General features: G+C 61.6%; 24 protein-coding genes. 12 read left to right on the top strand and 12 right to left on the bottom strand.

Annotated features, from left to right (window positions below; translation table 11 throughout):
- Nucleotides 1-44 precede the first annotated feature (44 nt).
- From JV241A_RS09960 to JV241A_RS09980, 5 genes are all read left to right on the top strand, one after another.
- On the top strand, nucleotides 45-2,249 hold the full coding sequence (locus tag JV241A_RS09960; protein WP_134062264.1) for an OsmC domain/YcaO domain-containing protein: 2,205 nt from the start codon (nucleotides 45-47) through the stop codon (nucleotides 2,247-2,249).
- A gap of 164 nt (nucleotides 2,250-2,413) precedes the next feature.
- Entirely contained in the window at nucleotides 2,414-3,226 is an 813-nt protein-coding gene (locus tag JV241A_RS09965; protein ID WP_134062266.1) for a class I SAM-dependent methyltransferase, read from the top strand.
- Between the two features lie 159 nt (nucleotides 3,227-3,385).
- Entirely contained in the window at nucleotides 3,386-3,889 is a 504-nt protein-coding gene (locus JV241A_RS09970; RefSeq protein WP_115087346.1) for a sigma-70 family RNA polymerase sigma factor, read from the top strand.
- Complete coding sequence (locus tag JV241A_RS09975; RefSeq protein WP_134062268.1) at nucleotides 3,886-4,854, top strand: DUF4880 domain-containing protein; 969 nt, start codon at nucleotides 3,886-3,888, stop codon at nucleotides 4,852-4,854. Before JV241A_RS09970 ends, JV241A_RS09975 begins: the two co-directional genes overlap by 4 nt.
- Nucleotides 4,855-4,962: 108 nt before the next feature.
- Nucleotides 4,963-7,398 carry a TonB-dependent siderophore receptor gene (locus tag JV241A_RS09980; RefSeq protein WP_115087342.1) on the top strand — a complete coding sequence of 812 codons (2,436 nt, stop codon included), beginning with the start codon at nucleotides 4,963-4,965 and terminating at the stop codon, nucleotides 7,396-7,398.
- On the opposite strand, the gene JV241A_RS09985 is transcribed toward JV241A_RS09980, so the two are convergent.
- From JV241A_RS09985 to JV241A_RS09995, 3 genes are all read right to left on the bottom strand, one after another.
- The gene (locus JV241A_RS09985; protein ID WP_134062270.1) at nucleotides 7,386-7,898 is read right to left on the bottom strand and encodes a hypothetical protein; all 513 of its coding nucleotides are present in this window, start codon (nucleotides 7,896-7,898) and stop codon (nucleotides 7,386-7,388) included. The two genes, JV241A_RS09980 and JV241A_RS09985, sit on opposite strands and share 13 nt — an antisense overlap.
- Before the next feature lie 11 nt (nucleotides 7,899-7,909).
- Entirely contained in the window at nucleotides 7,910-8,848 is a 939-nt protein-coding gene (locus tag JV241A_RS09990) for a WD40 repeat domain-containing protein (RefSeq protein ID WP_115087340.1), read from the bottom strand.
- A 106-nt stretch (nucleotides 8,849-8,954) separates the two neighbouring features.
- Entirely contained in the window at nucleotides 8,955-9,845 is an 891-nt protein-coding gene (locus JV241A_RS09995) for a LysR family transcriptional regulator (protein WP_134062272.1), read from the bottom strand.
- Between the two features lie 100 nt (nucleotides 9,846-9,945).
- Here JV241A_RS09995 and nfsB point away from each other — a divergent pair, with 100 nt between their 5' ends.
- The 3 genes from nfsB (at nucleotide 9,946) to JV241A_RS10010 (ending at nucleotide 11,789) form a co-directional block, all read left to right on the top strand.
- Complete coding sequence (gene nfsB, locus JV241A_RS10000) at nucleotides 9,946-10,599, top strand: oxygen-insensitive NAD(P)H nitroreductase (RefSeq protein WP_115087336.1); 654 nt, start codon at nucleotides 9,946-9,948, stop codon at nucleotides 10,597-10,599.
- 45 nt (nucleotides 10,600-10,644) lie between these two features.
- Nucleotides 10,645-10,953 carry a putative quinol monooxygenase gene (locus tag JV241A_RS10005; RefSeq protein ID WP_134062350.1) on the top strand — a complete coding sequence of 103 codons (309 nt, stop codon included), beginning with the start codon at nucleotides 10,645-10,647 and terminating at the stop codon, nucleotides 10,951-10,953.
- Nucleotides 10,954-11,093: 140 nt separating this feature from the next.
- On the top strand, nucleotides 11,094-11,789 hold the full coding sequence (locus JV241A_RS10010) for a tRNA (adenine(22)-N(1))-methyltransferase TrmK (protein ID WP_345789717.1): 696 nt from the start codon (nucleotides 11,094-11,096) through the stop codon (nucleotides 11,787-11,789).
- Between the two features lie 6 nt (nucleotides 11,790-11,795).
- Here JV241A_RS10010 and JV241A_RS10015 read toward each other — a convergent pair whose 3' ends face one another.
- Nucleotides 11,796-13,382, bottom strand: a complete 1,587-nt coding sequence (locus tag JV241A_RS10015; protein WP_134062274.1) for a hypothetical protein — start codon at nucleotides 13,380-13,382, stop codon at nucleotides 11,796-11,798.
- A 212-nt stretch (nucleotides 13,383-13,594) separates the two neighbouring features.
- A complete protein-coding gene (locus tag JV241A_RS10020) occupies nucleotides 13,595-13,981 on the bottom strand; it encodes a hypothetical protein (RefSeq protein ID WP_134062276.1) in 387 nt (128 codons plus the stop codon).
- Nucleotides 13,982-14,256: 275 nt separating this feature from the next.
- Here JV241A_RS10020 and JV241A_RS10025 point away from each other — a divergent pair, with 275 nt between their 5' ends.
- Together JV241A_RS10025 and JV241A_RS10030 are read left to right on the top strand one after the other, a co-directional pair.
- Nucleotides 14,257-14,694 carry an NUDIX domain-containing protein gene (locus JV241A_RS10025; RefSeq protein WP_115087328.1) on the top strand — a complete coding sequence of 146 codons (438 nt, stop codon included), beginning with the start codon at nucleotides 14,257-14,259 and terminating at the stop codon, nucleotides 14,692-14,694.
- 57 nt (nucleotides 14,695-14,751) lie between these two features.
- Nucleotides 14,752-15,231, top strand: a complete 480-nt coding sequence (locus tag JV241A_RS10030) for an isochorismatase family protein (RefSeq protein ID WP_115087326.1) — start codon at nucleotides 14,752-14,754, stop codon at nucleotides 15,229-15,231.
- A gap of 59 nt (nucleotides 15,232-15,290) precedes the next feature.
- Here JV241A_RS10030 and JV241A_RS10035 read toward each other — a convergent pair whose 3' ends face one another.
- The 5 genes from JV241A_RS10035 to JV241A_RS10055 form a co-directional block, all read right to left on the bottom strand.
- On the bottom strand, nucleotides 15,291-15,752 hold the full coding sequence (locus tag JV241A_RS10035; RefSeq protein ID WP_115087324.1) for a hypothetical protein: 462 nt from the start codon (nucleotides 15,750-15,752) through the stop codon (nucleotides 15,291-15,293).
- 3 nt (nucleotides 15,753-15,755) lie between these two features.
- Entirely contained in the window at nucleotides 15,756-15,923 is a 168-nt protein-coding gene (locus tag JV241A_RS10040; protein ID WP_115087322.1) for a DUF2986 domain-containing protein, read from the bottom strand.
- A gap of 4 nt (nucleotides 15,924-15,927) precedes the next feature.
- Nucleotides 15,928-16,818: a GGDEF domain-containing protein gene (locus JV241A_RS10045; protein WP_134062278.1), complete on the bottom strand. Its 891-nt coding sequence runs from the start codon at nucleotides 16,816-16,818 to the stop codon at nucleotides 15,928-15,930.
- A 191-nt stretch (nucleotides 16,819-17,009) separates the two neighbouring features.
- On the bottom strand, nucleotides 17,010-17,336 hold the full coding sequence (locus JV241A_RS10050) for a phosphotyrosine protein phosphatase (RefSeq protein ID WP_115087318.1): 327 nt from the start codon (nucleotides 17,334-17,336) through the stop codon (nucleotides 17,010-17,012).
- The gene (locus JV241A_RS10055; protein ID WP_115087317.1) at nucleotides 17,333-17,527 is read right to left on the bottom strand and encodes a hypothetical protein; all 195 of its coding nucleotides are present in this window, start codon (nucleotides 17,525-17,527) and stop codon (nucleotides 17,333-17,335) included. Before JV241A_RS10055 ends, JV241A_RS10050 begins: the two co-directional genes overlap by 4 nt.
- 154 nt (nucleotides 17,528-17,681) lie before the next feature.
- Here JV241A_RS10055 and JV241A_RS10060 point away from each other — a divergent pair, with 154 nt between their 5' ends.
- Nucleotides 17,682-18,158: a hypothetical protein gene (locus JV241A_RS10060; protein WP_134062280.1), complete on the top strand. Its 477-nt coding sequence runs from the start codon at nucleotides 17,682-17,684 to the stop codon at nucleotides 18,156-18,158.
- A 165-nt stretch (nucleotides 18,159-18,323) separates the two neighbouring features.
- Here JV241A_RS10060 and JV241A_RS10065 read toward each other — a convergent pair whose 3' ends face one another.
- Nucleotides 18,324-19,193: an AraC family transcriptional regulator gene (locus JV241A_RS10065; RefSeq protein WP_134062282.1), complete on the bottom strand. Its 870-nt coding sequence runs from the start codon at nucleotides 19,191-19,193 to the stop codon at nucleotides 18,324-18,326.
- A 148-nt stretch (nucleotides 19,194-19,341) separates the two neighbouring features.
- Complete coding sequence (locus JV241A_RS10070; RefSeq protein ID WP_134062284.1) at nucleotides 19,342-19,683, bottom strand: DUF3077 domain-containing protein; 342 nt, start codon at nucleotides 19,681-19,683, stop codon at nucleotides 19,342-19,344.
- A 465-nt stretch (nucleotides 19,684-20,148) separates the two neighbouring features.
- Here JV241A_RS10070 and JV241A_RS10075 point away from each other — a divergent pair, with 465 nt between their 5' ends.
- Nucleotides 20,149-22,368, top strand: a complete 2,220-nt coding sequence (locus JV241A_RS10075) for a TonB-dependent receptor (RefSeq protein ID WP_134062286.1) — start codon at nucleotides 20,149-20,151, stop codon at nucleotides 22,366-22,368.
- Nucleotides 22,369-22,433 lie beyond the last annotated feature (65 nt).

The following is a 22,433-nucleotide window of genomic DNA, read 5'->3' on the forward strand; positions in this document are numbered from 1 at the left end:
CGGATAATGGCGGCCAAATCGTTTTGCTCGTATGGTATTCCCGCATGGAAATCAAGGTTAACTTTCTCGACAACCTTCGACTTGAAGCCAAGTTCGATGACTTCACGGTGGTGGCCGATCAACCGATCCGCTACAAGGGCGATGGCTCGGCACCGGGGCCGTTCGATTACTTTCTGGCTTCGTCGGCCCTGTGCGCGGCGTACTTTGTAAAGCTGTACTGCCAGACCCGGGGTATCCCCACCGATAACATCCGCCTGTCGCAAAACAACATTGTCGACCCGGAAGACCGTTACAAGCAGATCTTCAAGATCCAGGTCGAGTTGCCGGCCGATATCTCCGAGAAGGACCGCCAGGGCATCCTGCGCTCCATCGACCGCTGCACGGTGAAAAAGGTGGTGCAGACCGGCCCTGATTTTGTCATCGAAGAAGTGGAAAACCTCGATGCCAACGCCCAGGCCTTGCTGATGCTCGACCCGGCGTCGGACACCAGTACCTTCATCGCCGGCAAGGACCTGCCGCTGGAACAGACCATTGCCAACATGTCGGGGATTCTCGCCGGCCTTGGGATGAAGATCGAGATCGCCTCGTGGCGCAATATCGTGCCCAATGTCTGGTCGCTGCACATTCGCGATGCGCAGTCGCCGATGTGCTTTACCAATGGCAAGGGCGCGACCAAGGAAGGCGCGCTGGCCTCGGCGCTGGGCGAATTCATCGAGCGGCTCAACTGCAACTTCTTCTACAACGACCAGTTCTGGGGCGAAGACATCGCCAACGCAGAATTCGTCCATTACCCGGACGAGCGCTGGTTCAAGCCAGGCCGTAAAGATGCGCTGCCGGCGGAAATCCTCGACGAATACTGCCGCGAGATTTACAACCCCGATGGCGAACTGTGCGGCTCGCACCTGTACGACACCAACTCCGGCAATGTCGAACGCGGTATCTGCTCGCTGCCGTTCGTGCGCCAGTCCGATGGTGAGGTGGTGTACTTCCCCTCCAACCTGATCGAGAACCTGTACCTGAGCAACGGCATGAGCGCCGGTAACACCCTGGCCGAAGCCCAGGTGCAGTGCCTGTCGGAAATCTTCGAGCGCGCGGTCAAGCGTGAAATCCTTGAAGGCGAGCTGGCATTGCCGGATGTGCCACAGGAAGTACTGGCCAAGTACCCCGGCATTCTCGCCGGCATCCAGGGCCTGGAAGAGCAGGGCTTCCCGGTGCTGGTCAAGGATGCGTCGCTCGGCGGCGCCTTCCCGGTGATGTGCGTGACCTTGATGAACCCGCGCACCGGCGGCGTGTTTGCCTCGTTCGGCGCGCACCCAAGCTTTGAAGTGGCGTTGGAGCGCAGCCTCACCGAACTGCTCCAGGGCCGCAGTTTCGAAGGCCTGAACGACCTGCCGCAGCCGACCTTCGAAAGCCACGCGGTGACCGAGCCGAACAACTTTGTCGAGCACTTCATCGACTCCAGCGGTGTGGTGTCGTGGCGCTTCTTCAGTGCCAAGGCAGACTTCGAATTCGTCGAGTGGGACTTCTGTGCCGAGGGTGAAAACGCCAACGCCGACGAAGCCGCAGCGCTGTTCGGTATTCTCGAAGACATGGGCAAAGAAGTGTACATGGCGGTGTACGAGCACCTGGGCGCCACGGCTTGCCGCATCCTGGTACCGGATTATTCGGAAATCTATCCGGTGGACGACCTGATCTGGGACAACACCAACAAGGCGCTGTTCTTCCGTGAAGACATCCTCAACCTGCACCGCCTGGATGATGAGCAGCTGCACGCTCTGGTCGAGCGCCTGGAAGAAAGCGAGCTGGATGATTACACCGACATCACCACCCTGATCGGCATCGAGTTCGACGACAACACCGCCTGGGGCCAGCTGACCATCCTGGAGTTGAAGCTGCTGATCCACCTTGCCCTGCAGCAATTTGAACCGGCCAAAGAGCTGGTCGAGACCTTCCTGCAGTTCAACGACAACACCGTCGAGCGCGGCTTGTTCTATCAGGCGGTGAATGTGGTGCTGGAAGTGGCGCTGGACGATGAACTGGAACTGGCCGATTACGAGGTCAATTTCCGCCGCATGTTCGGCAACCCGCGCATGGACGCGGTGCTCGGCTCGGTGGACGGCAGCGTGCGCTTCTACGGCCTGACGCCGACCAGCATGAAACTCGAAGGCCTCGACCGTCACCAGCGCCTGATCGACAGCTACAAAAAACTGCATGCGGCACGGGCCAAGGTGGCCAACCTGTCGCGCTAACACGCGCTGACAACAAAAGCACCTTCGGGTGCTTTTGTTGTTTATGCGCTGGGGTTATAGCCCTGTAGCCAACGGGTCTTGCCGCTGAAACGGCGGCCCTTGCCGGATGATGGGGTTGGGGTTTAGCTGATTGTTCGTGTGAACAACCTCATCAGGTGCAGACCATGAGCACACCCCTGGATTTGAATGCTTTGAAAGCGCGCCAGCAGGCGACGTGGGCCAGTGGCGACTACGCGGTGATCGGTACCACCTTGCAGCTGGTCGGTGAACACCTGGCCGAAGCCTGCGACTTGCGCTGGGACGAAAAGGTCCTGGATGTCGCGGCCGGCAACGGCAATGTCACCCTGGCCGCCGCACGCCGCGGCTGCCAGGTCACCTCCACCGATTATGTGCCCGAACTGCTCAAGCGCGGCGAAGAGCGCGCCCGCGCCGAACGTCTGAATGTCGTGTTTCAGGTCGCCGATGTTGAGGCCTTGCCGTTTCAGGACGGCGCCTTCGATGTGGTGTCATCGACCTTCGGCGTGATGTTCGCCCCCGACCAGGCGCAAGCGGCGAAGGAACTGGGCCGCGTGTGCCGCTCGGGCGGCCGTATCGGCCTGGCCAACTGGACCCCGCAAGGGTTTATCGGCCAGATGTTCAAGACCCTCGGCCGCCATGTGCCGCCACCTGCCGGTGCGCAACCGCCCTCACGCTGGGGGGATGAAGAACAGTTGCATAGCCTGTTCGGCGACGACATCGGTTCGATCAAGGTCAGCCGCGAGCACTTCAATTTTCGCTATCGTTCGGCGGCGCATTTCATCGAAGTGTTCAGGACCTGGTACGGGCCGGTACACAAGGCGTTTGCATCGTTGGAAAGCGACAAGGCCAGCGCGCTGGAACGCGATCTGACCCAGCTGTTGAACGACAACAACGTGGCGGGAGGTGCGTCGCTGGTGGTGCCGAGCGAGTACCTGGAGGTGGTCATCAGCCGCCGCTGAAATCATCGCGGGTCAAGCCCGCTCCTACAGGCCCTGCGCCGAACCTGTGGGAGCGGGCCTTGCCCCGCGAAACGCTCGGCCAAAGCAAAACCTGTAGTAGTCAATGAATGAGAAGTATTACCATGCACGGATTTCCTTAGCTGCCAGGAGATCCCGTCCATGTCCCCATCCAGCCCCCACGATGTCGGCGCGCTGTATCTCCAGCATCACAGCTGGGTAGTGGCCATGCTCCGGCGCAAACTGGGCAATCGCGAACAAGCGCTGGACCTCGCACAGGACACCTTCGTAAAACTCCTTCGTAGCGAGATGCCGCCGTTGCTGCGCGAACCCCGGGCCTACCTGGGCACCATCGCCAGCCGCCTGTGCCTGCAGCATTTTCGCCGCCAGGCCCTGGAGCGCGCATATCTGCAAAGCCTGGCTCAGCTTGAGCCGCAGCATCAGCCTTCGGAGGAAACCCGGGTGCTGGTGCTCGAGGCGCTGGACGCGGTGGGCCAGGTGCTCGATGGCCTGGCCAACCGGGTGCGTGAAGTGTTTTTGCTGTCCCAGCTCGACGGCCTGACCTACCCGCAGATCGCCGAGCGCCTGGGCCTGACCGTCAATGTCGTGCAGAAGGCCATGCTCAAGGCCTATCGGCATTGCTATGCCGCAGTGCATGGCGAATGAAGCCGTTGACCGCACACGAGCCGTGTCTCGATCCGCAAATCCTCGAACAGGCCATGTTGTGGATGGTGCGCCTGCAATCGGGTGTGAGCAGCGACGCCGAGCAGCTCGCCTGCCAGCGCTGGCGCCAGGAAAGCGCGGCCCATGAACTGGCCTGGCAGCGGCTCACGGGCATCAGCCAGGGCCTTCGTGAAGGCACCCGCGGCCTGTCGGCGGCTGGTGCGCGTAGCCTGCTTGAGGCACGTTCGCTGCCCTCGCGAAGGGCAGTGCTCAAGAGCCTGGCTGCCGGTGGCGTGCTGATAGCCACTGGTTACGGGGTACAGCAACGCACAGTGCTGCCGACCCTGTTCAGCGACTACGGGACCGCCACCGGCGAGCGCCGACACTGGAGCCTCGCCTCGGGGCTGGCGTTGCAACTGGATACCCGCAGCGCCCTGGACAGTGACGTGGTGGCCGGCGACCGGGTGCTGACCCTCAACCGTGGACGAGTGCTGCTGGAGGTGGAGCAGGGTGCCAGTGTCAGCCTGCGCACCGCTGATGCCCGGGTTCGGCCGGCGACGCTGTCGCGCCTGGTGGTCAGCCAGCAATCCACTGGCACCCTGGTGCAGGTGCTCAAGGGGGCGGCGCAGGTCGAGCACGGGCAAGGCGCGCGCGTCACCCTGGAGGCCAGCTGGCAACAGCGGTACAGCAGCTCCCGGGCCGGCCCGTTGGTGCCGCTGGCTGTGGGCGCGGAGGCCTGGACCCAGGGTCTGCTGGTTGCGCAACGCATGCCGCTCGGCGAGCTGCTGGCCGAGCTCGACCGCTATCGCCCCGGCGTGCTGCGTTGCGATCCGCGAATTACCGGGCTGCAGGTCAGCGGCTCGTTCTCCATCGATCAACCCGACGCCAGTCTTGAGCTGATCACCCAGGTCTTGCCTGTTCGCGTCCAGCGCGTGCTGGGCTATTGGGCCAGTGTCGTGCCCGCCTGAAATAATTTTCATTGGCGTTGGCAGGTTTTGTCGCTTCGCGCATCAAGACAAGGGAAAGCGCTGCACTGCCAGCGCCATGCCCACCCCTGCTTCCCAAGGATTGCCTCGATGCGTTGTCGCCTTACCCCCCTTGCCACTGCTGTACGCACCCTGATGCTTGGTTTTACCCTGGTGTCCTTCAACCAAACCGCAATTGCTGCCCAGGTGATCGCGGAGCAGGCCGGTGTGCGCAGTTATGACATCGCCCCGGGGAGCCTCGACCGCGTACTCGGGCAATTTGGCCAGCAAGCCGGGGTGATGGTTGCCGTCGACTCGCAGTTGTCCAATGGCCTGCAGAGCCCCGGGCTGCGCGGCCAGTTCGGCGTCGACCAGGCGCTGGCGCAGCTGATTGCCGGCACCGGCCTGCAGCCGCTGGTAATGGGGCAGGGGCGCTATCGCCTGATCCCCCGGGCCAGCGAGGCCGGCGCCCTTGAACTGGGTGCGACCAGTGTCAGCGCAGCAGGCCTGGGTGCCACCACCGAAGGTACCGGCTCCTACACCAGCGGCTCGACCAGCACTGCCACCAAGATGAACCTGTCAATCCGCGAAACGCCGCAGTCGATCAGCGTCGTCACCCGCCAGCGCATGGATGACCAACAGCTGCGCAACATGTCCGATGTGCTCAACCAGACCCCCGGCGTGACCATGTCCCAGGATGGCGGCGAGCGCTTCAACATCTATTCGCGCGGCAGCGCCATCAACACCTACCAGTTCGACGGCGTCACCACTTACCAGGAAAACCAGACCCGCACCATGCCCAGCACCTTGCTCGACATGGCCATCTACGACCGGGTGGAAGTGGTGCGCGGCGCCACCGGGCTGATGACCGGCGCGGGCGACCCCAGCGGCGTGGTCAACGTGATCCGCAAGCGCCCGACCCGCGAGTTCCAGGCCTATGTGCAGGGCGGTATCGGCTCCTGGGATTTCAAGCGCCTGGAAGCGGACGTCTCCGGGCCGCTGACGCCGACCGGCAACCTGCGCGGGCGCATGGTCGCGGCCAAGCAGCTCAACGATACCTTCATGGACTGGTACCAGCAGGACCGCGACATCCTTTACGGAGCGCTCGAAGTCGACCTCAGCGACAGCACCCTGGTGCGCCTGAGCATCGATCACCAGCGCTACCGGCCAACGGGCGGCCAGGGTGTGCCGATCATGTTCACCAACGGCCAGGCGACGGACTTCTCCCGCGATACCAGTTCCGGCGCACGCTGGGCCTCGGACCGTTTCGACACCAACAACTACAGCCTGGCGCTCGAACAGCAATTGGCCAACGACTGGCAGCTGAAAGTCGCGGGCACCTTCATGGATGTCGATCGCGATACCCGCAGCGGCTCCTACCAGAGTTCGACCGGCATGTCGTACATCACCCCCGAAGGTAATGCCACCATCAGCCAGGGCTGGTCCGAAGCCACCCAGCATCAGAAGGCCATCGATGCCACCCTGCAGGGCCCGTTCGAACTGTTCGGCAACAGCCATGAGCTTATCGTCGGGGCCAACTACCTCGACTACGTCAACCACCACTACGCGACCACCGGGCGCTCGGCCATCGTCGACTTCAACCACTGGAACAACGAACTGCCCAAGCCCGACAAGGACGGCTTCACCCCGGCGCTGGACTACGACGTCGACACGCGCCAGAGCGGCTACTTCGTCGCCGGGCGCTTCAACCTCAGTGACAGCCTGCACCTGATCCTCGGTGCCCGCGCCAGCAATTACCGCTATCACTACTATTCCAAGAGCCTGGCTTCCGGCTACGTCCTGGACTACAGCATGACCGAACGCGGCGAAGTCACGCCCTACGCTGGCGTGGTCTATGACCTGACGCCCGAGCAGTCGATCTACGTCAGCTACACCGACATCTTCAAGCCGCAGTCGAGCCAGGACCGCAGCGGCAAGGTGCTTGAGCCGGTGGTGGGTAAAAACTATGAGTTGGGTTGGAAGGGCGAGTTCTACGACGGCCGGCTCAACGCCAACATCGCCGGTTACATGATCAAGCGCGACAACGTCGCCGAACTGGATGCCGGCTACACCGTGCCGGGCACCGATCAGGACGCCTACCGCGCGGTGAGCGGCGCCAAGACCAAGGGCATTGACCTGGAACTGGCTGGCGAACTCGCCCCGGGTTGGGAGCTGCAGGCTGGCTTCAGCCACTCGCGCACCGAAGACGCCGAAGGCCAGCGCCTGACCGCCCAGCTGCCGCTGGACACCTTCCGGCTGTGGACCACCTACCAGCTACCCGGTCAATGGCAGCGCCTGACCCTCGGCGGCGGTGCCAGCTGGAACTCCAGCAACTCGCTGTACTTCAGCCGCTACAACAGCCGCGTCGGCCAGGATGATTACGCCGTGCTCAACCTGATGGCGCGCTACCGGCTTAGCGATCATCTTTCCACCACGCTGAACCTCAACAACCTGCTCGACGAGAAGTACTACGCCGGGTTTTCCGGGAGCTACGGGCACTACGGGCCGCCGCGCAATGTGATGATGAATGTGCGTTACGACTTCTGAGGTTTGCAGTCGCAATGGATCTGCATGCTCTCTGTTTCGTTTCGATGGATGTCAAAGCCGCATTGTTTTAATGCGTCTTTGACCCTATCGATAACCACCAGGTAGTGCGCTGCGCGTGCGCGCTGGCGAGTCAGCGAGGTAAAGACGCCAAAGGGCAGGAAGCGCAGCCTTTTTCCCTTTAACACAATGGAGACATCGACATGTGAGCCATCCACGTCATGTCCATTGGAGCCAAATATCTCGCCGACTTCATCCTTGCGACCGGGGTAGCAGGCGCAGAACACCTTGATGCCCAGCCAGCGTGAGAGCGTTCTGAACGAACCCAGATGGCTGTTTTTGTTTTCATACCCGCGCACCAGCAACAGCTCAATGTCGGGTGGCAGCGTTGATTGGGCCTCAATCAACTTATGGAAAGTTTCTTCATCGATGGCTACTTCAGAGGACGGCCAGCGCGGGGATACTCGTACCCCGTGGCGCTCTCCCTTTGGCAGTACAAGCATGTTGGGCATTCTCAAATGGGGCTATCCGGGGGGAGGGGGCTGGTCAGATCAAGCACATCGACGACCGCACCGCTGAAAAAGTCCACGACCTCCAGACGGTGGGTCAGCAACTGATCGCCGAACCAGTCAGCGGCGAGCCGGCCGGGTGGGCCTTTGTGGCGTACAACCGTGGTCTCGATCTGGCCGCTGTCAGCCGCAAGGATGATGTCTTCACCCCAGTTCGAACGCTGCGTCGCCGAGATCGGCAGGCACAGGTGAGTAGCGGATTCATTGAACAGGATTGTCCCGGCGCCTACCTGACCATATTCGCCGATGTCCCTGGACCACAATGTCGCGCCGTTGCGATCGCAGCACAGCAGGCGGTTGTTTTCACCGGTGACAAACAGGTATTGACCATCACGGGAAAAGCGCAGGCTTCTGACCTTGGCGTCCAGCGCCAGGGTGATCTTGTTGATCTCGCCACTGGCGCAATCAACCGTCAGCACACTGTTGCTGGCCCGCTCATCGGGTGCCCAGAGTTTGCCTTGCACGGGGTCGATGCAACCAAACCGGGCATCGACATTACGGGCGATCGGTTCGCTGCATTCGCCGCTGTCCAGGTCGATGACCACCGGGCGCTTTTTATCGTTGCCGACCCCGACCAGCGCGTACCGGCCGTTGGGGTCCAGGTGCGACCAGTACGCCAGGAACCTGTCGGTCTCATGCAGCGCCGTGCGATCTTCAAGAAAGCTCAGGCGCGAGCGACTGGCGCCGCGCACCACCCGCCAATCGGTGCCTTGCAGGGCCATGCGCCGGCCATCGTGAGAGATGTCGCAAACCCTGTCGTCGGCCTGGGTACCGACGGGGTGGGTCAATGCACCGGTGTCCGGATCGTACTGGGTCAGGCAGGCGGGGCGAATGCTGTCGCTTTTATCGAAGAACACCAGGCGGCGGGGTACATCAATGTACATTGCAACTCCCGAAAGTCAGCGAGCAAAGTGCGCAAGGATAAGGCTGTGGCGGCTACCTGAAAAGCAGGTGCGAGCTGTGGGAGATTCTATGGTTCACAGGAAGGCCTCAAATCGGCTTCAACGACTCGAACTGATTGGCCAGCCACCCATGCAGCCGTGACACCGCAGGCGAGACCTGTTTGCGGTGCGGGCAGACCAGACTCAACGGCAAGGCCTCGCCAGGATGGTCCTGCAACAGCACCAGCAGACGCCCGGCCAGCACATCGGCACTGACATCCAGCCAGGACTTGAAGGCAATCCCTTCACCCTCAACCGCCCAGCGCCGGGCGACATCGGCGTCGTCACTGAACAGCGGCCCGGACACCTGGACCGTCTGCGCGCCTACCCGCCACTTGTCAAACACGCGGCCGTTCTGCAGGTAAAGCAAACACGCATGACTGAGCAAATCTGCCGGTACCCGTGGGCTGCCATTGCGTCTGAGGTAATCCGGCGAGGCTACCAGCACCCGCCGATTCCACGGCGCCAGCGGTAGCGCAACGTAGTTGGCGTCACCATTGAGCCCATAGCGAATGGCGACATCCACCGGGTCGCGAAACAGGTCGGCAATCTGGTCAGAGAGAAAAAAGCGCAGGTTCAGCTGCGGGTGCTCGCGTCGAAACGCCGAAAGCCAGGGCAGCAGAATATTGCGCCCCAGGTCCGACGGCGCTGCAATCTGCAGCACCCCGCGCAGCGGCGCATTATCACCGCGCAGGCTCTCGCGCCCTTGCTTGAGGGTCTCCAGCACCGACACCGCGGTGGGCAGGTACTGCTCGCCTTCGGCCGTCAGGCGCAGGCTGCGGGTGGTGCGGGCAAACAGGCGCACATCAAGTTCGCGCTCAAGGCGCTTGATCGCCGCCGCCACCTGGCCTGGCAGTAAATCTGCCTCGAGCGCGGCGGCGGTAAAGCTGCCAAGGGCAGCGCTGCGGACAAACATGCCCAGATCATCGATACGGATCATTTTCACTCCTGCAGTGAAAGTGTTGGCGCATTCTGCCGGTTTTTCTTTGCCCCAGGGAAGGCGCACCCTTCGTTCCTGCTTTTTCAACCAGGAGTAACCCATGGATCTCGTCAGCTTGGCTCAACGCCGCTACACCACCAAGGCCTTCGATGCCGCCCGCAAAATACCTGCCGCCACCGTGCAAGCCTTGCTTGAACAACTGCGCAACAGCCCTTCTTCGGTGAACTCCCAGCCCTGGCATTTCGTCATCGCCCAGACGCAGCCGCAGCGCGCCCGGGTGGCCAAAAGCACTGACGGCGGGTTTGCCTACAACCAGGCAAAAATCCTCAATGCTTCCCACGTCATTGTCTTCTGCACGCGGACCCACATGCCCGACGACCACCTGCAGGCGGTACTGGCCCAGGAAGCTGCGGATGGACGTTTTCACAATGCCGAGGCGAGGGCAGGGCAGGACCGCAGCCGACGTGGCTACGTCGACCTGCATCGCTTTGACCAGAAAGACTTGCAGCACTGGATGGAAAAGCAAACGTACCTGGCACTGGGCACGCTGTTGCTGGGCGCGGCCGCCCTGGGCGTTGACGCCACGCCCATGGAGGGCTTCGACAGCAAGATGCTGGACGCAGAGCTGGGGCTGCGTGACCAGGGCTTTACCAGCCTGGTGCTGGTCAGCCTTGGCTACCACAGCAGCGATGACTTCAACGCCGGCCTGCCCAAGTCAAGGTTGCCGGCCGAGTCGCTGTTTACCTTTCTGTAACGACCGGATTGCCTTTGGCCTGACCTGAACAGTGGAGCATTGATGATGACTGAACATGAGAAACACCTGGTATCGATCGCGGTACTCAAAGCTGCAACCGGTAAACAGCAAGTGTTGAAAGAGGCGCTGGTGGCGCTGATCGAACCTACCCGGGCGGAGCCGGGCAACCTTGACTATGTACTGTTCGAACGCCGGGACGAACCGGGCACGTTCTATATGCGCGAAGCCTTCAAGGATCAAGCGGCACTCGATGCACACTTCGCTATGCCGTACTTCCAGAACTTTGCGGCTGCCAGCGCAGCGCTGCTCGCAGCACCCCTGGAACTGATCTTCCTCGAGCAGGTTTCGACTTAGCGCATTGCGTCTCGGCGCGGGCCCGGCATGACCGCCGGGCCGGGTAGCTGCCGATCGCTTGAAATGCACCGCAATGCCCGCCAGAATCGCCCCCGATCCGGCCAGCAGCGCCGGACGTTGCAGGTGAAAAGGGGCTGCAGTTGAACGAACAGACATTGTCCATGCGCCTGGAGCGCGTGGCGGCGCATGTGCCAGACGGTGCGCGCCTGGCCGATATCGGCTCGGATCACGCCTACCTGCCGGTGACCTTGATGCGTCGGGGCGTCATCGCAACTGCCGTGGCTGGCGAGGTGGCGATGACCCCGTTCAACGCAGCCCAACGCACCGTGCGCGACAACGACCTGGAGCAGCAGGTCAGCGTGCGCCTGGCCAATGGCCTGGCGGCGATCGAGCCGGCAGACGGCATCACCGCGATCAGCATCTGCGGCATGGGCGGGGAGACCATCCGTGACATTCTCGAGGCTGGCAAGGCACGCCTGAGCGGCCAGGAGCGGCTGATCCTGCAACCCAACGGCGGCGAGCAGCCGCTGCGCCAATGGTTGATGGACAACGGTTACCGTATCGTCGGCGAGGAACTGCTGCGGGAAAACCGCTTCGACTACGAAATCATCGTCGCCGAGCGGGACGGCCCGGTGACCTACAGCGCCGAACAGCTGTACTTCGGCCCGCTGCAGATGCAGGCCCGCAACCCGGCGTTCCTGGCCAAGTGGCAGAGCATCCTGCAGCGCAAGCAGCAGACCCTGGCGAGCTTCGCCCGGGCGCGGCACAGCGTGCCCGAGGACAAGGTTCAGCAAGTCGCCCGGCAAGCCCGGTGGATCACCGAGCTGCTGGCGTAAGCGGGTTTACTGCTGGGCATCCCGAGGGCGGATCAGCGCCGGATCGGACTGCAACTGCCACTGGCTGCGTTGCGATTGCAACTGTGCTTCCAGGATCGATACGCCGCGGTCACGCTGGGAGATGCGCTCGCGTTCGAACAGGTCAGTGAGCAGGCCAAGCAGGTTGCGCGATTCGGAGACCGACGCCGGTGTGCTCACGTCGCTTTCCAGCACGCCCTCGGCGTACGAGCGCACACGTTCATTGCGACTGGCCTGTTGGCTGACGCTGGCTTCCACCAGGCTATTTTTGTCGTAGCGCAAACGCGTGCTGGTGCTCGATTGGTCGCTGATCTCGTGGTAACGGTAGTTCTGCGTCGCCATGGCCTCGAGCATCGACATCTGCGGGTTGAGGCTGGTGTGGTAGGCGGCCGTGAGGCTCGCCTGCTGATCCTGTTGCACCGAGCGGTTCGCCGGCGACGCACCACTGATCGTGGTTGACTGGGACACTTTGTAGTCGAAGCGATCCAGCTCGGTCGGGCGCAGCGAGTTGGGCTGCTGGCTTGTCTGGCTGATCGAGGCGCTGAAGTCGGCCAGGCCGCTGAGCAGGGCTGTGTCTTTGGCTGCCAGCAGCGGGATACGGCCGGTCGCTGGCCTGGCGATGTCGTCGGCGCTGTTGAGCTGAACGAAGGCGTCCTTGAGCAGGCTCACCAGGTTCTCGTCGCCTTTGCCGCGGCCCTGCGCCGCATCGAACTGGCTCAGGTAATTGCTGATCGCCGCCTGGCGCTGGGCGCTTTTACCCAGCAGAGAGGTGTCGCGGGTGTCGAGGTTCAACTGCACGTTGCCGGCGGGGCCCTGCAGGCTGAGTTTGCGTGCGCTGTCGTCCAGGGCCAGGTCGAAGGACAGCTGTTCGCCATTTACCGTGTCCAGCTTGGCATTCATTTGCAGCGCGCTGAACAGGGCCGGGTCGAGCGTGGCCAGCTTGCCCAGCTGCAGGCGAGGAGGCTGCTCGCTCAGGCCGTTGATGGTCCCCTGGAAACTGTCGGCCAGTGACGCCAGGCCCTTGAGCTCATCGCTGGTGAGCTGGCCGCCCTGCACCTCGGCGCTGACTGCCAGGCCTTGCTCGCCGCTGGCCAGGGACAGCGTGACGGTCGCTCCGGAGGCGGTGGTCAGGCTCAGGTTCACGGCATTGGCCGGGTGTTGGCGCAGGTTATTGCCCTGGATCCTCAGTGTTTCGGCGCTTGGCTGCGCGCCGTCGGCGAAGGCAAACACCGATTGTGTGAACGACTGGCCGCCGTTGGCTACCAATTGATTCACCAACGCTGCGCCGAGCCCGTTGAAGCGCGAACCGATAGCGCTGGACTGAACACCGATCATCATGTTCATGCTCAGCTTGTTCAGGCTGTCGTTTTCCAGCACGTAGCGCAACGGCACCGCGAGGGTTCCGCGGGACGAATAGGTCGCGGTATCGTCGCTACGAGGGCTTTGGCCCAGGCTGACGGTGGTGCTCGGCGTTGCCGCAGCTTGCTCGGCGCGGCTGCTGCCAGCACTTGCCGGGGCCGGCTGGGGGGCCGTGTAGGCGGGGGCGATGCGCACTCCTGCATTGATTGGGGTCATGCTCTGTACCCGTAGTGTCCATACTTGTTCAAGGGGTATCGGCGGCGGATTGCAGAGCTTGAGTGTCGGTACCGCGATTCTGGCCCCTGTGGGAGCTACGCTGAGCTTCGTATGGGGTTGGTTGTCGGGGGGCGGGGAGTCGAGCTACGTCGAGATTGCTGCGCAGCGATGACGCGGACCATCGGCTGGATCAAATACACCCCGGGCACGTCCTAGCGACGATAGTAGCGGCGATCGTCCTCGTAACGGTAACGCATGGCCCGATCATGGTGGCGTTCCCAATAACGATGGCGCTCGGCCTCGCGGCGGGCTTGCTCTCGGCGCCATTGGTCCCTGCGCCAGTTTTCGCGGCGCCAGTCGTCCCTGCGATCATGCCAACGGTGGTCATGCCGGTAGCGGTCATCATGGGCCAGCAACGGCCCTGGTTGCTTGTCGGTCATGCTGGCCAGGCTCGGCCAGGGGGTTTCGGCAGTCCGGGTGGCCGGGACTTCAGGAGCCAGAACCGGGGTTGAGGTCTTCATCTGCGTTGCCGATGCCGAGCCCACTGCCGCGAATGCGAACAGGGCAACGAGCAGCATCCGTGGGGCATGGAATTTCATGAGTGAAGACAACCTCTGAATGACGATTGAACGTATCCAAATAGACAGATAAACAGAGAAAAGTTCTACGGCGCCGCTGTTAAAAAAAATGCGCCTGAGCGGCGTACCCCGAGCAACTGTGGGAGCGGGCTTGACCCGCGATGAGGCCGGTACAGTCCGCTCATCAGGCAGTGTCTGGATTGCGGCCGCTGCGCGCTCGATCGCTGGCAAGCCAGCCCCCACATGGTGCTCCTGGCGTATGATGCCCAGCCGTTTTTGCCGACAAGGAAATCGCCATGCTCCCCGACAAGGCCTGCGCAGTAGTGCTTTCATCCACGCTGCGCCCGAGGATCCTCTTGTTTCGTCATCCGCTGGCGGGTGTGCAACTGGTAAAGGGCAGCATTGAAAAAGATGAAACAGTGGGTCAGGCAGCGCTGCGGGAATTGGCGGAAGAGTCTGGTATCAATTGCGCCACCATCGCGGACGACCTGGGGTGTTGGGATGCCGGGCATCTTGGTCAGGTGTGGTCGTTTCAACTGTGCGAGGCGAGCGGACCGTTGCCTGAGCAGTGGACTCATCAGACGCTCGATGACCATGGCCACGCTTTCGCGTTCTTCTGGGCATCGCTCGAGCATCTGCCCCTTGCCGAGTGCCACCCGGTCTTTCAACGCGCGCTGCTGTTTTTGTCCGCGACCCTGAAAGCGCGTGGCCATTGGGCAGGCAAACAGCGCTAAATAATCCACCTCGGGGCGATATACTCCGCACCATTGGTCAATGCTCGAGAGAAGTGTATGCGGCAGGTTTTGCTAATCGTTGATGTGCAGTCCACATTCAGTCCACCCGAGTGGCTGGTCGATGGTGTGCGGGCGTTGTCAGAGCGGATTCTGACGGTTGCCTCGGTCGAGTTGCATGATGAGCAGGTGACGCCGTTTGAAAAGCAACTCGGCTGGCATCCTGCGGCCGAAGACGAAAGCCTGGTCGAGGCCGACAAAGTATTTGTAAAGCACGGCTACGGACAGACCGCTGAAGCCATCGAGTACATCAGGCAGCTCGGCGCCGAGCGCGTGCTGGTTTGTGGCCTGCAGACCGAAACCTGCGTGCTCGCCGCCGGGTTTGCCCTGTTCGATGCAGGGCTCACGCCCACGCTGGTTACCGACCTGACCGTCGGCTCATCCCTGGACCGGTCAGGTCGGTTGGGCATCGATCTGTGGAAGCATCATTTCCGTCAGGTCACGACCAGAGCAGAAGTGTTTGCCGAACTTGATGCATGAGTTCGTGGAGGCGTGAGGGCAGGGGTAAGATCGACTGACAATCGGCGATTCGGGTGCGATCAGCGCACACGCTTACTGACGATCTCGCCGGTAGCTGCATCCTCCATCCATACCTCCAGGCGATTGAGACCAACGTACTGCGTGCGGGCGATTATCTTTTGGCCCGGCTTACCTTCAAACTCCAGATCCGCAAACATGAAGTGCTGAGGCAGTCGGTACTCCAGCTGAACGGTGTAGGTGCCCGGCTTGAGGATCGCGCGCTGGGGCGAGTCATTCTTGTAGTAATAGGTAGAGAACGGGATGTTTCCGACCTTTTTGTCGTTGATCTTTATGATGTTCAAGTCAGGCTGGAGGTCGGCGTAATGGCGCTGGGCTCTGCCTGCGTAAGTGTCGGTTTCGATGATGGTGTAACGAGCGTCATCACCGGGTACGAGGGGATCAACGTTCGAGTAATCGGGCATCTCCGCGCAGCCGTGCAGGCCCAGAAGTGCGATAAAGACAGGGGTGAAGATTTTTCTCATTTTCTATCCAGCTTGGTGGGGCTCGGGCAAAAGCTCTTGATCTGTTTCGGCCGCTAATTTTAGACGGTCGGCTTTGCTGATGTATTTAGGCTTGCTTTTAGGCGCTAATTTGGCACTGGCCTTTTTGGCGTGAGCCTTTAACAGCTGCTTTATTTTCTTTTGACGATTCACGTTGTTACTCGGCTTGTAAATGCTTGAACACTATCCGCTGTGCGGAGCGTTGTTTTTTGATCCGGTACATATCGCCATCCGCATGGCTGAGCAGCGTATCGGCATTCTCTGCGTCCTTGGGGTAAAAGGCCACGCCCACGCTGCAGGACGGCATTGTGAACCCGCCAAATTCTGCGCTCAGGGGCTCGGCCATGGCCGCGAGAATCTGCTCCACCTTGGCGTAAACGTCGTCCTGCGACTGGATATCCGGCAACAGCACAGTGAATTCATCACCCCCCATCCGGGCCACTGTGTCGGTCTCGCGCACGCAGCCTTCCAACCGCCGTGCAATCATGCAGAGGATCCGGTCACCCATGGCATGCCCATGGACATCATTAATGCCCTTGAAGTCATTGATGTCCAGAAACAGCAACGCCAGTGTGCTCTGGTGGCGGTGTGCCGCGCGAACGGCCGACTCCAGCCGATCATTGAAAAGCGCGCGGTTGGTCAGTGCCGTCAGTGGATCATGATGGGCCAGGAAGCGTAATTCATCCTCGGCTTGCCTGAGGGCTGTCACGTCCCGCGCAACGCCGATTCGCGCACCCACTTCCTCGGACCAGAAGGCCGCCCACAGGATATGTACGACACCGCCATCCTTGCGGATGTAACGGTTGCGGAAATCGACGTGGGATTGACCATTCATGACCCGGACAATGGAGGCCCGTGTCACCGCCAGGTCGTCAGGATGGATGTAGTCGGTGATCGGCGTACCGGTCAGCTCGCCGGCAGAGTAACCGAGCAGCGCCTCGCAGGCATCGCTGACAAATACAATCTGGTTATCCCTGTCGACCACGAAGACCGTGTCCAGCATCAGATGGATCAGTTTGGGGTAGAGCGCTTGGAGGTCAACGGGCATAGGCAGGCACGTCCGGTTCAGATCGGCTGATCATAACGCGATTGCGTTTGGCCAATACAGTGCAAGCCTAATGCCGATGCGACGCCCGACGAGACTCTGGAGCAAGCCGGGCTGATGGGGCTGACGCAGATTAAAGTGATTGGCCGCACCAACTGACGCGAGGAACGGTTGCTGGCGTTTACGCACCCATCCTAGATAGCAAGACAGGACGCGACCGTCTCCTCAAGGATGGCGACCAACTCCGGGTCCATGTAGCGAAAATCATCTGGAATATCCAGCGTGTAAACCCGCTTATGCTCCAGCAGCCGCGCGTATTGTGCCTGCAGGCGATTCTGGTGTTTGCGTTCCATGACAAAAATCACATCGGCCCAGCGAATGTCCGCTGGGCCGATGGGTTTGCGCGCATTCGGGCTGGTGCCCGCCGACCGGGCATCGAAGCCGGGGCGGCGGCGCCAGAGCGCTTCTGCAGTAGGGCTGCGCCATTGGTTGCGGCTGCAGACGAACAGGAGGTTAGTCACTCTTGATCCAACAGTTGGCGGGTGGAGCGGATGGGGTAGCTCATGCCGAGTTGGCGTGCCCGTATCAACTTGTCGGCGCGGGTGTACAGCAGCTTCCAGTTCTTTTCGGGCTTGAATTCCAGCGGATACACCGCTTTGCTTCTGCCACTTTTACGGGCCTGTGAGCGTCTCCAGGCGCGGGTTCTTTCCATGATCGTGTCCTCGTGAGTACCGGGTTCAGCAGCCGCGGTAATACGAGTTGGGCTTATAGTAAGCGCGAATCAGGATTGTGGCCAGGTTGGCGCAGTTTTTCATTCAGGAGCGGGCTTGCCCCGCGATCCAGATAACGCATACAGGGAGTACTCAATGAACACCCCCCAATGGCTCGCCTTATTCGAGCGAGCTTTTCGCAACATGGAAAAGAAACTTGAGCAGGTCGTGCAACTGAACAGTTGCCGCGAACACTGGATACAGGCCGAAATCAGCCTCCACGCCTGGTTCGAAGATGGCATTGAAATCTGGACGGAGCTGCCGATAGGCGACAGGCGCAAAGCTGACCTGTACGCATTGGATGACAATGGCGCCCCGGCCATGGTTGCCGAAATCAAATGCCTGGGCGATGTATCGCAAACCAAGTGTTTGGAAGGCGACTGGTCGGTTCGGGCTGATGTCGATCGGTTGCGCTCGTTCGAGTGCCCGACCCGGTTGTTCGTGCTGGTGATCGCCAAAGGTGAACGGGAAACCACTACCGGGCGGCGCCTTCGTGAGGACGAATGGGTGGATGGGCGTGAATGCGTCAGCGTGGATCTGGAGTTTGCGCTGGTGCGGATGTGGGCCCTGTGATCGACCTCAGCGGTTGGTAAACCGGGGTTTGCAAATCCATTGTAGGAGCGGGCTGGCCCCGCGATCAGGCCAGCCCAGCCAGCACATTAGGCGGCGCCTGGATTACGACCGCTTCGCGCTCGATCGCGGGGCAAGGCCCGCTCCCACAGGCCCCATTACGCCTCGCTACCGCAACGGCACATAAATATCCGTCTGCCACTGCTCCTGTGGCGTTTGCGGATAAGCACTCAGGTAATGAAAAAACAGTGGCTGATCGCGCAGCTCCTCGCCACTGTCCGGCAACCAGTCGCGATACAGCGGATAGATGGATTCACCAATATGGTCCGGCGAACCCACATGCCGCACCAGCGCATAACGCCCGCCAGCAATCACCCGTTCGTGCACGCCGAGTTCATTTGCCGCCACCGCCTCATCAATCTCACCACAAATGGCGAAACGAAAATCCTCCGCCGGCGTGGTGTCGGGGTTGCCATAGGGGATGCCAAAGGTACGGCTCGACGCCACCGGCGACTGCCCGCTGGCCATGCGCCAGGCGATGAACTGACTCACGCTCTCGTTGACCTGCGCGGCCGGCCCGCGGTGCTCCAGCGCCGCGACCCGGGTTTGAGCAAACTCCACAATACGAACCTGCATGATGACGCTCCTGGAAAAGTGAGGGATAGCGAACACCGCATTCCAGGCCTGCCAGTCCGGCTGCCGGCGAAAGGCACTCGGCGACCTGCCCAGCGCCCGCCGAAACGCCCGGCTGAACGCCTCGGGGCTTTCGAAGCCTGCCGCCAGGGCGGCCTCCAGCACCGAGTGTTCGGCATTGGCAGCCAAACGATGCGCCGCCAGGCGCAAGCGCATCAACTGCACATAGCGCGAGACCGGCACTCCGACATACGCCGTGAACTGGCGATGAAAGTGAAACACCGAAAAGTTCGCCACCTGGCTCAGGGTCTTTACCGACAGATCACCTTCGAGGTTGGCGTCGATGTAGGCGAGCACAGCGCTGAAGCGCTGGGTGTAGGCGGCGTTGGGCGGCAGGTCGGGCACGGCTGGAGGCTCTTGGAAGTACGGTCGGCATAGAATCGACTATACCCGCGTCGCTGTGCCTAGCCGTGTTTGCTCAAGGTGTGTTTTTTACGGGGATGAGTATTCGCTCGATGGGCCGCATCGGCGGCCCGGGCTTGGTCCTCGGCGTTTACTTGGCTGAGGCTTGATCCACCTGCGAAAAACGACGCTGCAAGGCTGTCGTCATGGCGTATGCCTCGACTTCATCCAGGCATGCTTCTACGAGCGCAATGCTCATTTCCAGCGAGTGCTGAGTAGCCCAGAGCAGACCGCGCACTTCAGGGTCGACCTTTTCACAGGCCTGGGCGTTGGTCTGGTAGGCGCTTTTGAGCAGAACGGTGGCATGGACCAGGGCGTCTTCGGCTGAAGCCCCTGTGCGCACGGCGAACAGTGGAGCGTGGCTGCCGTTGCAGGAGCCGAAGGTGGTGGCGGTTTGGGTGGCGAGGGGTGGATCGGGGACGGGCTTTGTCATTGTTGTGCTCCTAGAGTGGTGGAGCCAGCATCAATCGCTACCAAACGATTGGTGACGGCTGTACGCAGGTTGGTAGACCGGGACTCTAGGAACCCAGCGCGCACGAATGCGCCCCACGCACAGCCGCCATAACACGAACAGCAGGCACAAAAAAACGCCGGCTGATCGGGAGCGGCGTCTGCACGCCTTAGAGTACTCGGGCTACCAAACCCGGTCGCTGGATTTACAGCGACTAGAGGAGGGTAGCGAGGTTGCAGATTGGATTCAAGGGAAGATTGGAGTGCTCTCGTAGTTAAAGGCTTGGCCCTTGCTGATGTTCACGCAAACAGTGCTGGCCAGCTGTTCATCAGGCAACATGTCATTAACCGTAAACAGATAAAACCTATATAAATCAACACATTACCCACCTGGCACAACCATTGCGAAGCCCCCCGTCTCTTTCCCCTTCGTGGAACATAGACGTTCATGACCGCTCCCTTCGCCCGCTTGCCCCTGTTACTGGCCATCGCCGCCGCACTCCCCACGCTACCGAGCTTTGCCGCCGACCCCACGCCCGAAGCCCTGCCGACCATCACCGTCACCGCGCAAAAGCGCGAAGAGTCGGTGCAGGATGTGCCCTCGGCCATCTCCGTGGTCAGCGCCAAGCAGATCGCCGACAGCGGTGGCGGCTTCAGTGCCGGCAAGGCCCTGCAGAACGTGCCCAACGCCATCGCCCCGGAGTTCGCCGGGCACCAGCGGCCGCGCTGGTACATTCGTGGCATGGGCTCGGGGGACATGGCGTCGACCACGGTTTACCCGGTGGGCATCTACACCGATGACGTGTACATCGACCCCCACGTAGCCACCGGTTTTCCGCTCTATGACATGGAGCGCGTCGAGGTGCTGCGCGGGCCGCAGGGCACGCTGTGGGGCAAGAACACCACGGGCGGGGCGATCAACTTCGTTTCGCGCAAGCCGGATTTCGAGAAAGCCAACGGTTACTTCAAACTCGACCTGGGCAACTACAATTCGCGCCTGTACGAAGGCGCCTATGGCGATACGCTGATCGACAACAAGCTGGCCGCACGGGTGGCGTTTGTCGACCAGAGCGCCGATGGCCAACTGGAGAACCAGGTCGATGGCCATACCGTTGGCGACATCCACGACCAGGCCCTGCGCCTGCAATTGCTGGCGCAGATCAACGATGACCTGCAGGCCACCCTGCAACTGCATGGCCGTGACTACAAAGGGCAGGGCATTGCCACCCGCGCCTGGGGTTCGGGGCCGGGGGGCAATACGCTGTTCGGCCCGGCGCCGAAGCCGGGTACCGACGAGGCCGCCTTTACCGGTAAAGCCGAAGACCGCATCGAGCACAACGGTGTGCAGTTGGCACTGAAGTGGGATCTGGGCGACCTGCAACTGGACTCGATCACCGCCTTCGACGATATCCACGAAAAAGCCGAAAGCCCGAACATGAGCCTCTACGAATTCGGCCGTGGCTTTAACGATGACCGCTGGAAGCAGGTGTCCCAGGAGCTGCGCTTGTCTTCGGCGAAAAACCAGCCAATCAGCTGGATCGTCGGCACCCACCTGTTCCATGAACAGCTCGACAGCCGCAACGACAACGGGCTGTTGCCCAAGCCCTACAACCAGGCCTTTGGCGTGGCTGACTATGGCCGTACCGATATCGACCAGAGCACCGACAGCTTCGCGGTGTTCGGCAGCAGCACCTGGCAGGCCACCGACAACCTGAGCCTCACCGCCGGCCTGCGCTGGACCCGCGAAACCAAGGACATCGACCTGCACCGCGTAGCCGCACCAGATGCCGATGCGGTCAGCTACAACAGCGAGCGCGACTGGTGGAAAAACTACACCGGCGACCTGGTGACCCGCGTCGAGCAGGATGAAAAACGCACCTGGAACAAGCTCACCTACGACTTCACCCCCGAGTACCAGCTCAACGACAACGCGCGGGTGTATTTCCGTTATGCCAAGGGTTTTCGTTCCGGTGGTTTCAGCGGCGGTGCGCAGGTGCAGGCGGAGGCCTCGGTGGTGGCGCCGGAGAACGTCGATGCCTATGAACTGGGGGTCAAGAGCGAGTGGTTCGACGAACGCCTGATCGCCAATGCCAACGTGTTCTACTACGACTACTCGGACATCCAGGTCAACGCCGTGTCGGTGCGTGACGGCCAGGTGGTGTCGCTGCTGACCAACAGCGGCCAGGGGGTGATTCGCGGCGCGGAGTTCGAGCTGCAGGCGTTGCCGTTCAGCAACCTGGAGCTGCATGGCTCGCTGGGCTTGCTGCATACAGAGTTGCAGGATTTCGAGTCGGGCGGGGTGGATTATTCGGGTAACCGCATTGCCCGCTCGCCGTCGCGGACCCTGGCGGTGGGCGGCAGTTACCGGATACCGCTGGAGAATGGTGATGAAGTGCGCTTGGGCACCGACTGGCGCTATCAGAGCCGGATCTTCTTCCTGCCGACGGCGCAGCAGGATCACAGCGTTTCCCAAGGCGGCTATACCTTGGGCAATGCCAGTGCGACCTATCATCTGGGCGGGCGCTATGACCTGGATCTGACGGCGTATGTGAACAACCTGACCGACAAGCAGTACAAGACCGACAGCGTGCCGTTGCCGTTCGATATTGCCTGGGATGCGCGCGGGGATCGGCGTACCTTCGGGGTGAGTGCGACTACGCGGTTTTGAGCCGGGGCTGCCGGCCTCATCGCTGGCAAGCCAGCTCCCACAGGGTGCGATGACCATCGGTCGGG

Source organism: Pseudomonas sp. JV241A (genome assembly GCF_900275665.1).
Taxonomy (GTDB): domain Bacteria; phylum Pseudomonadota; class Gammaproteobacteria; order Pseudomonadales; family Pseudomonadaceae; genus Aquipseudomonas; species Aquipseudomonas wadenswilerensis.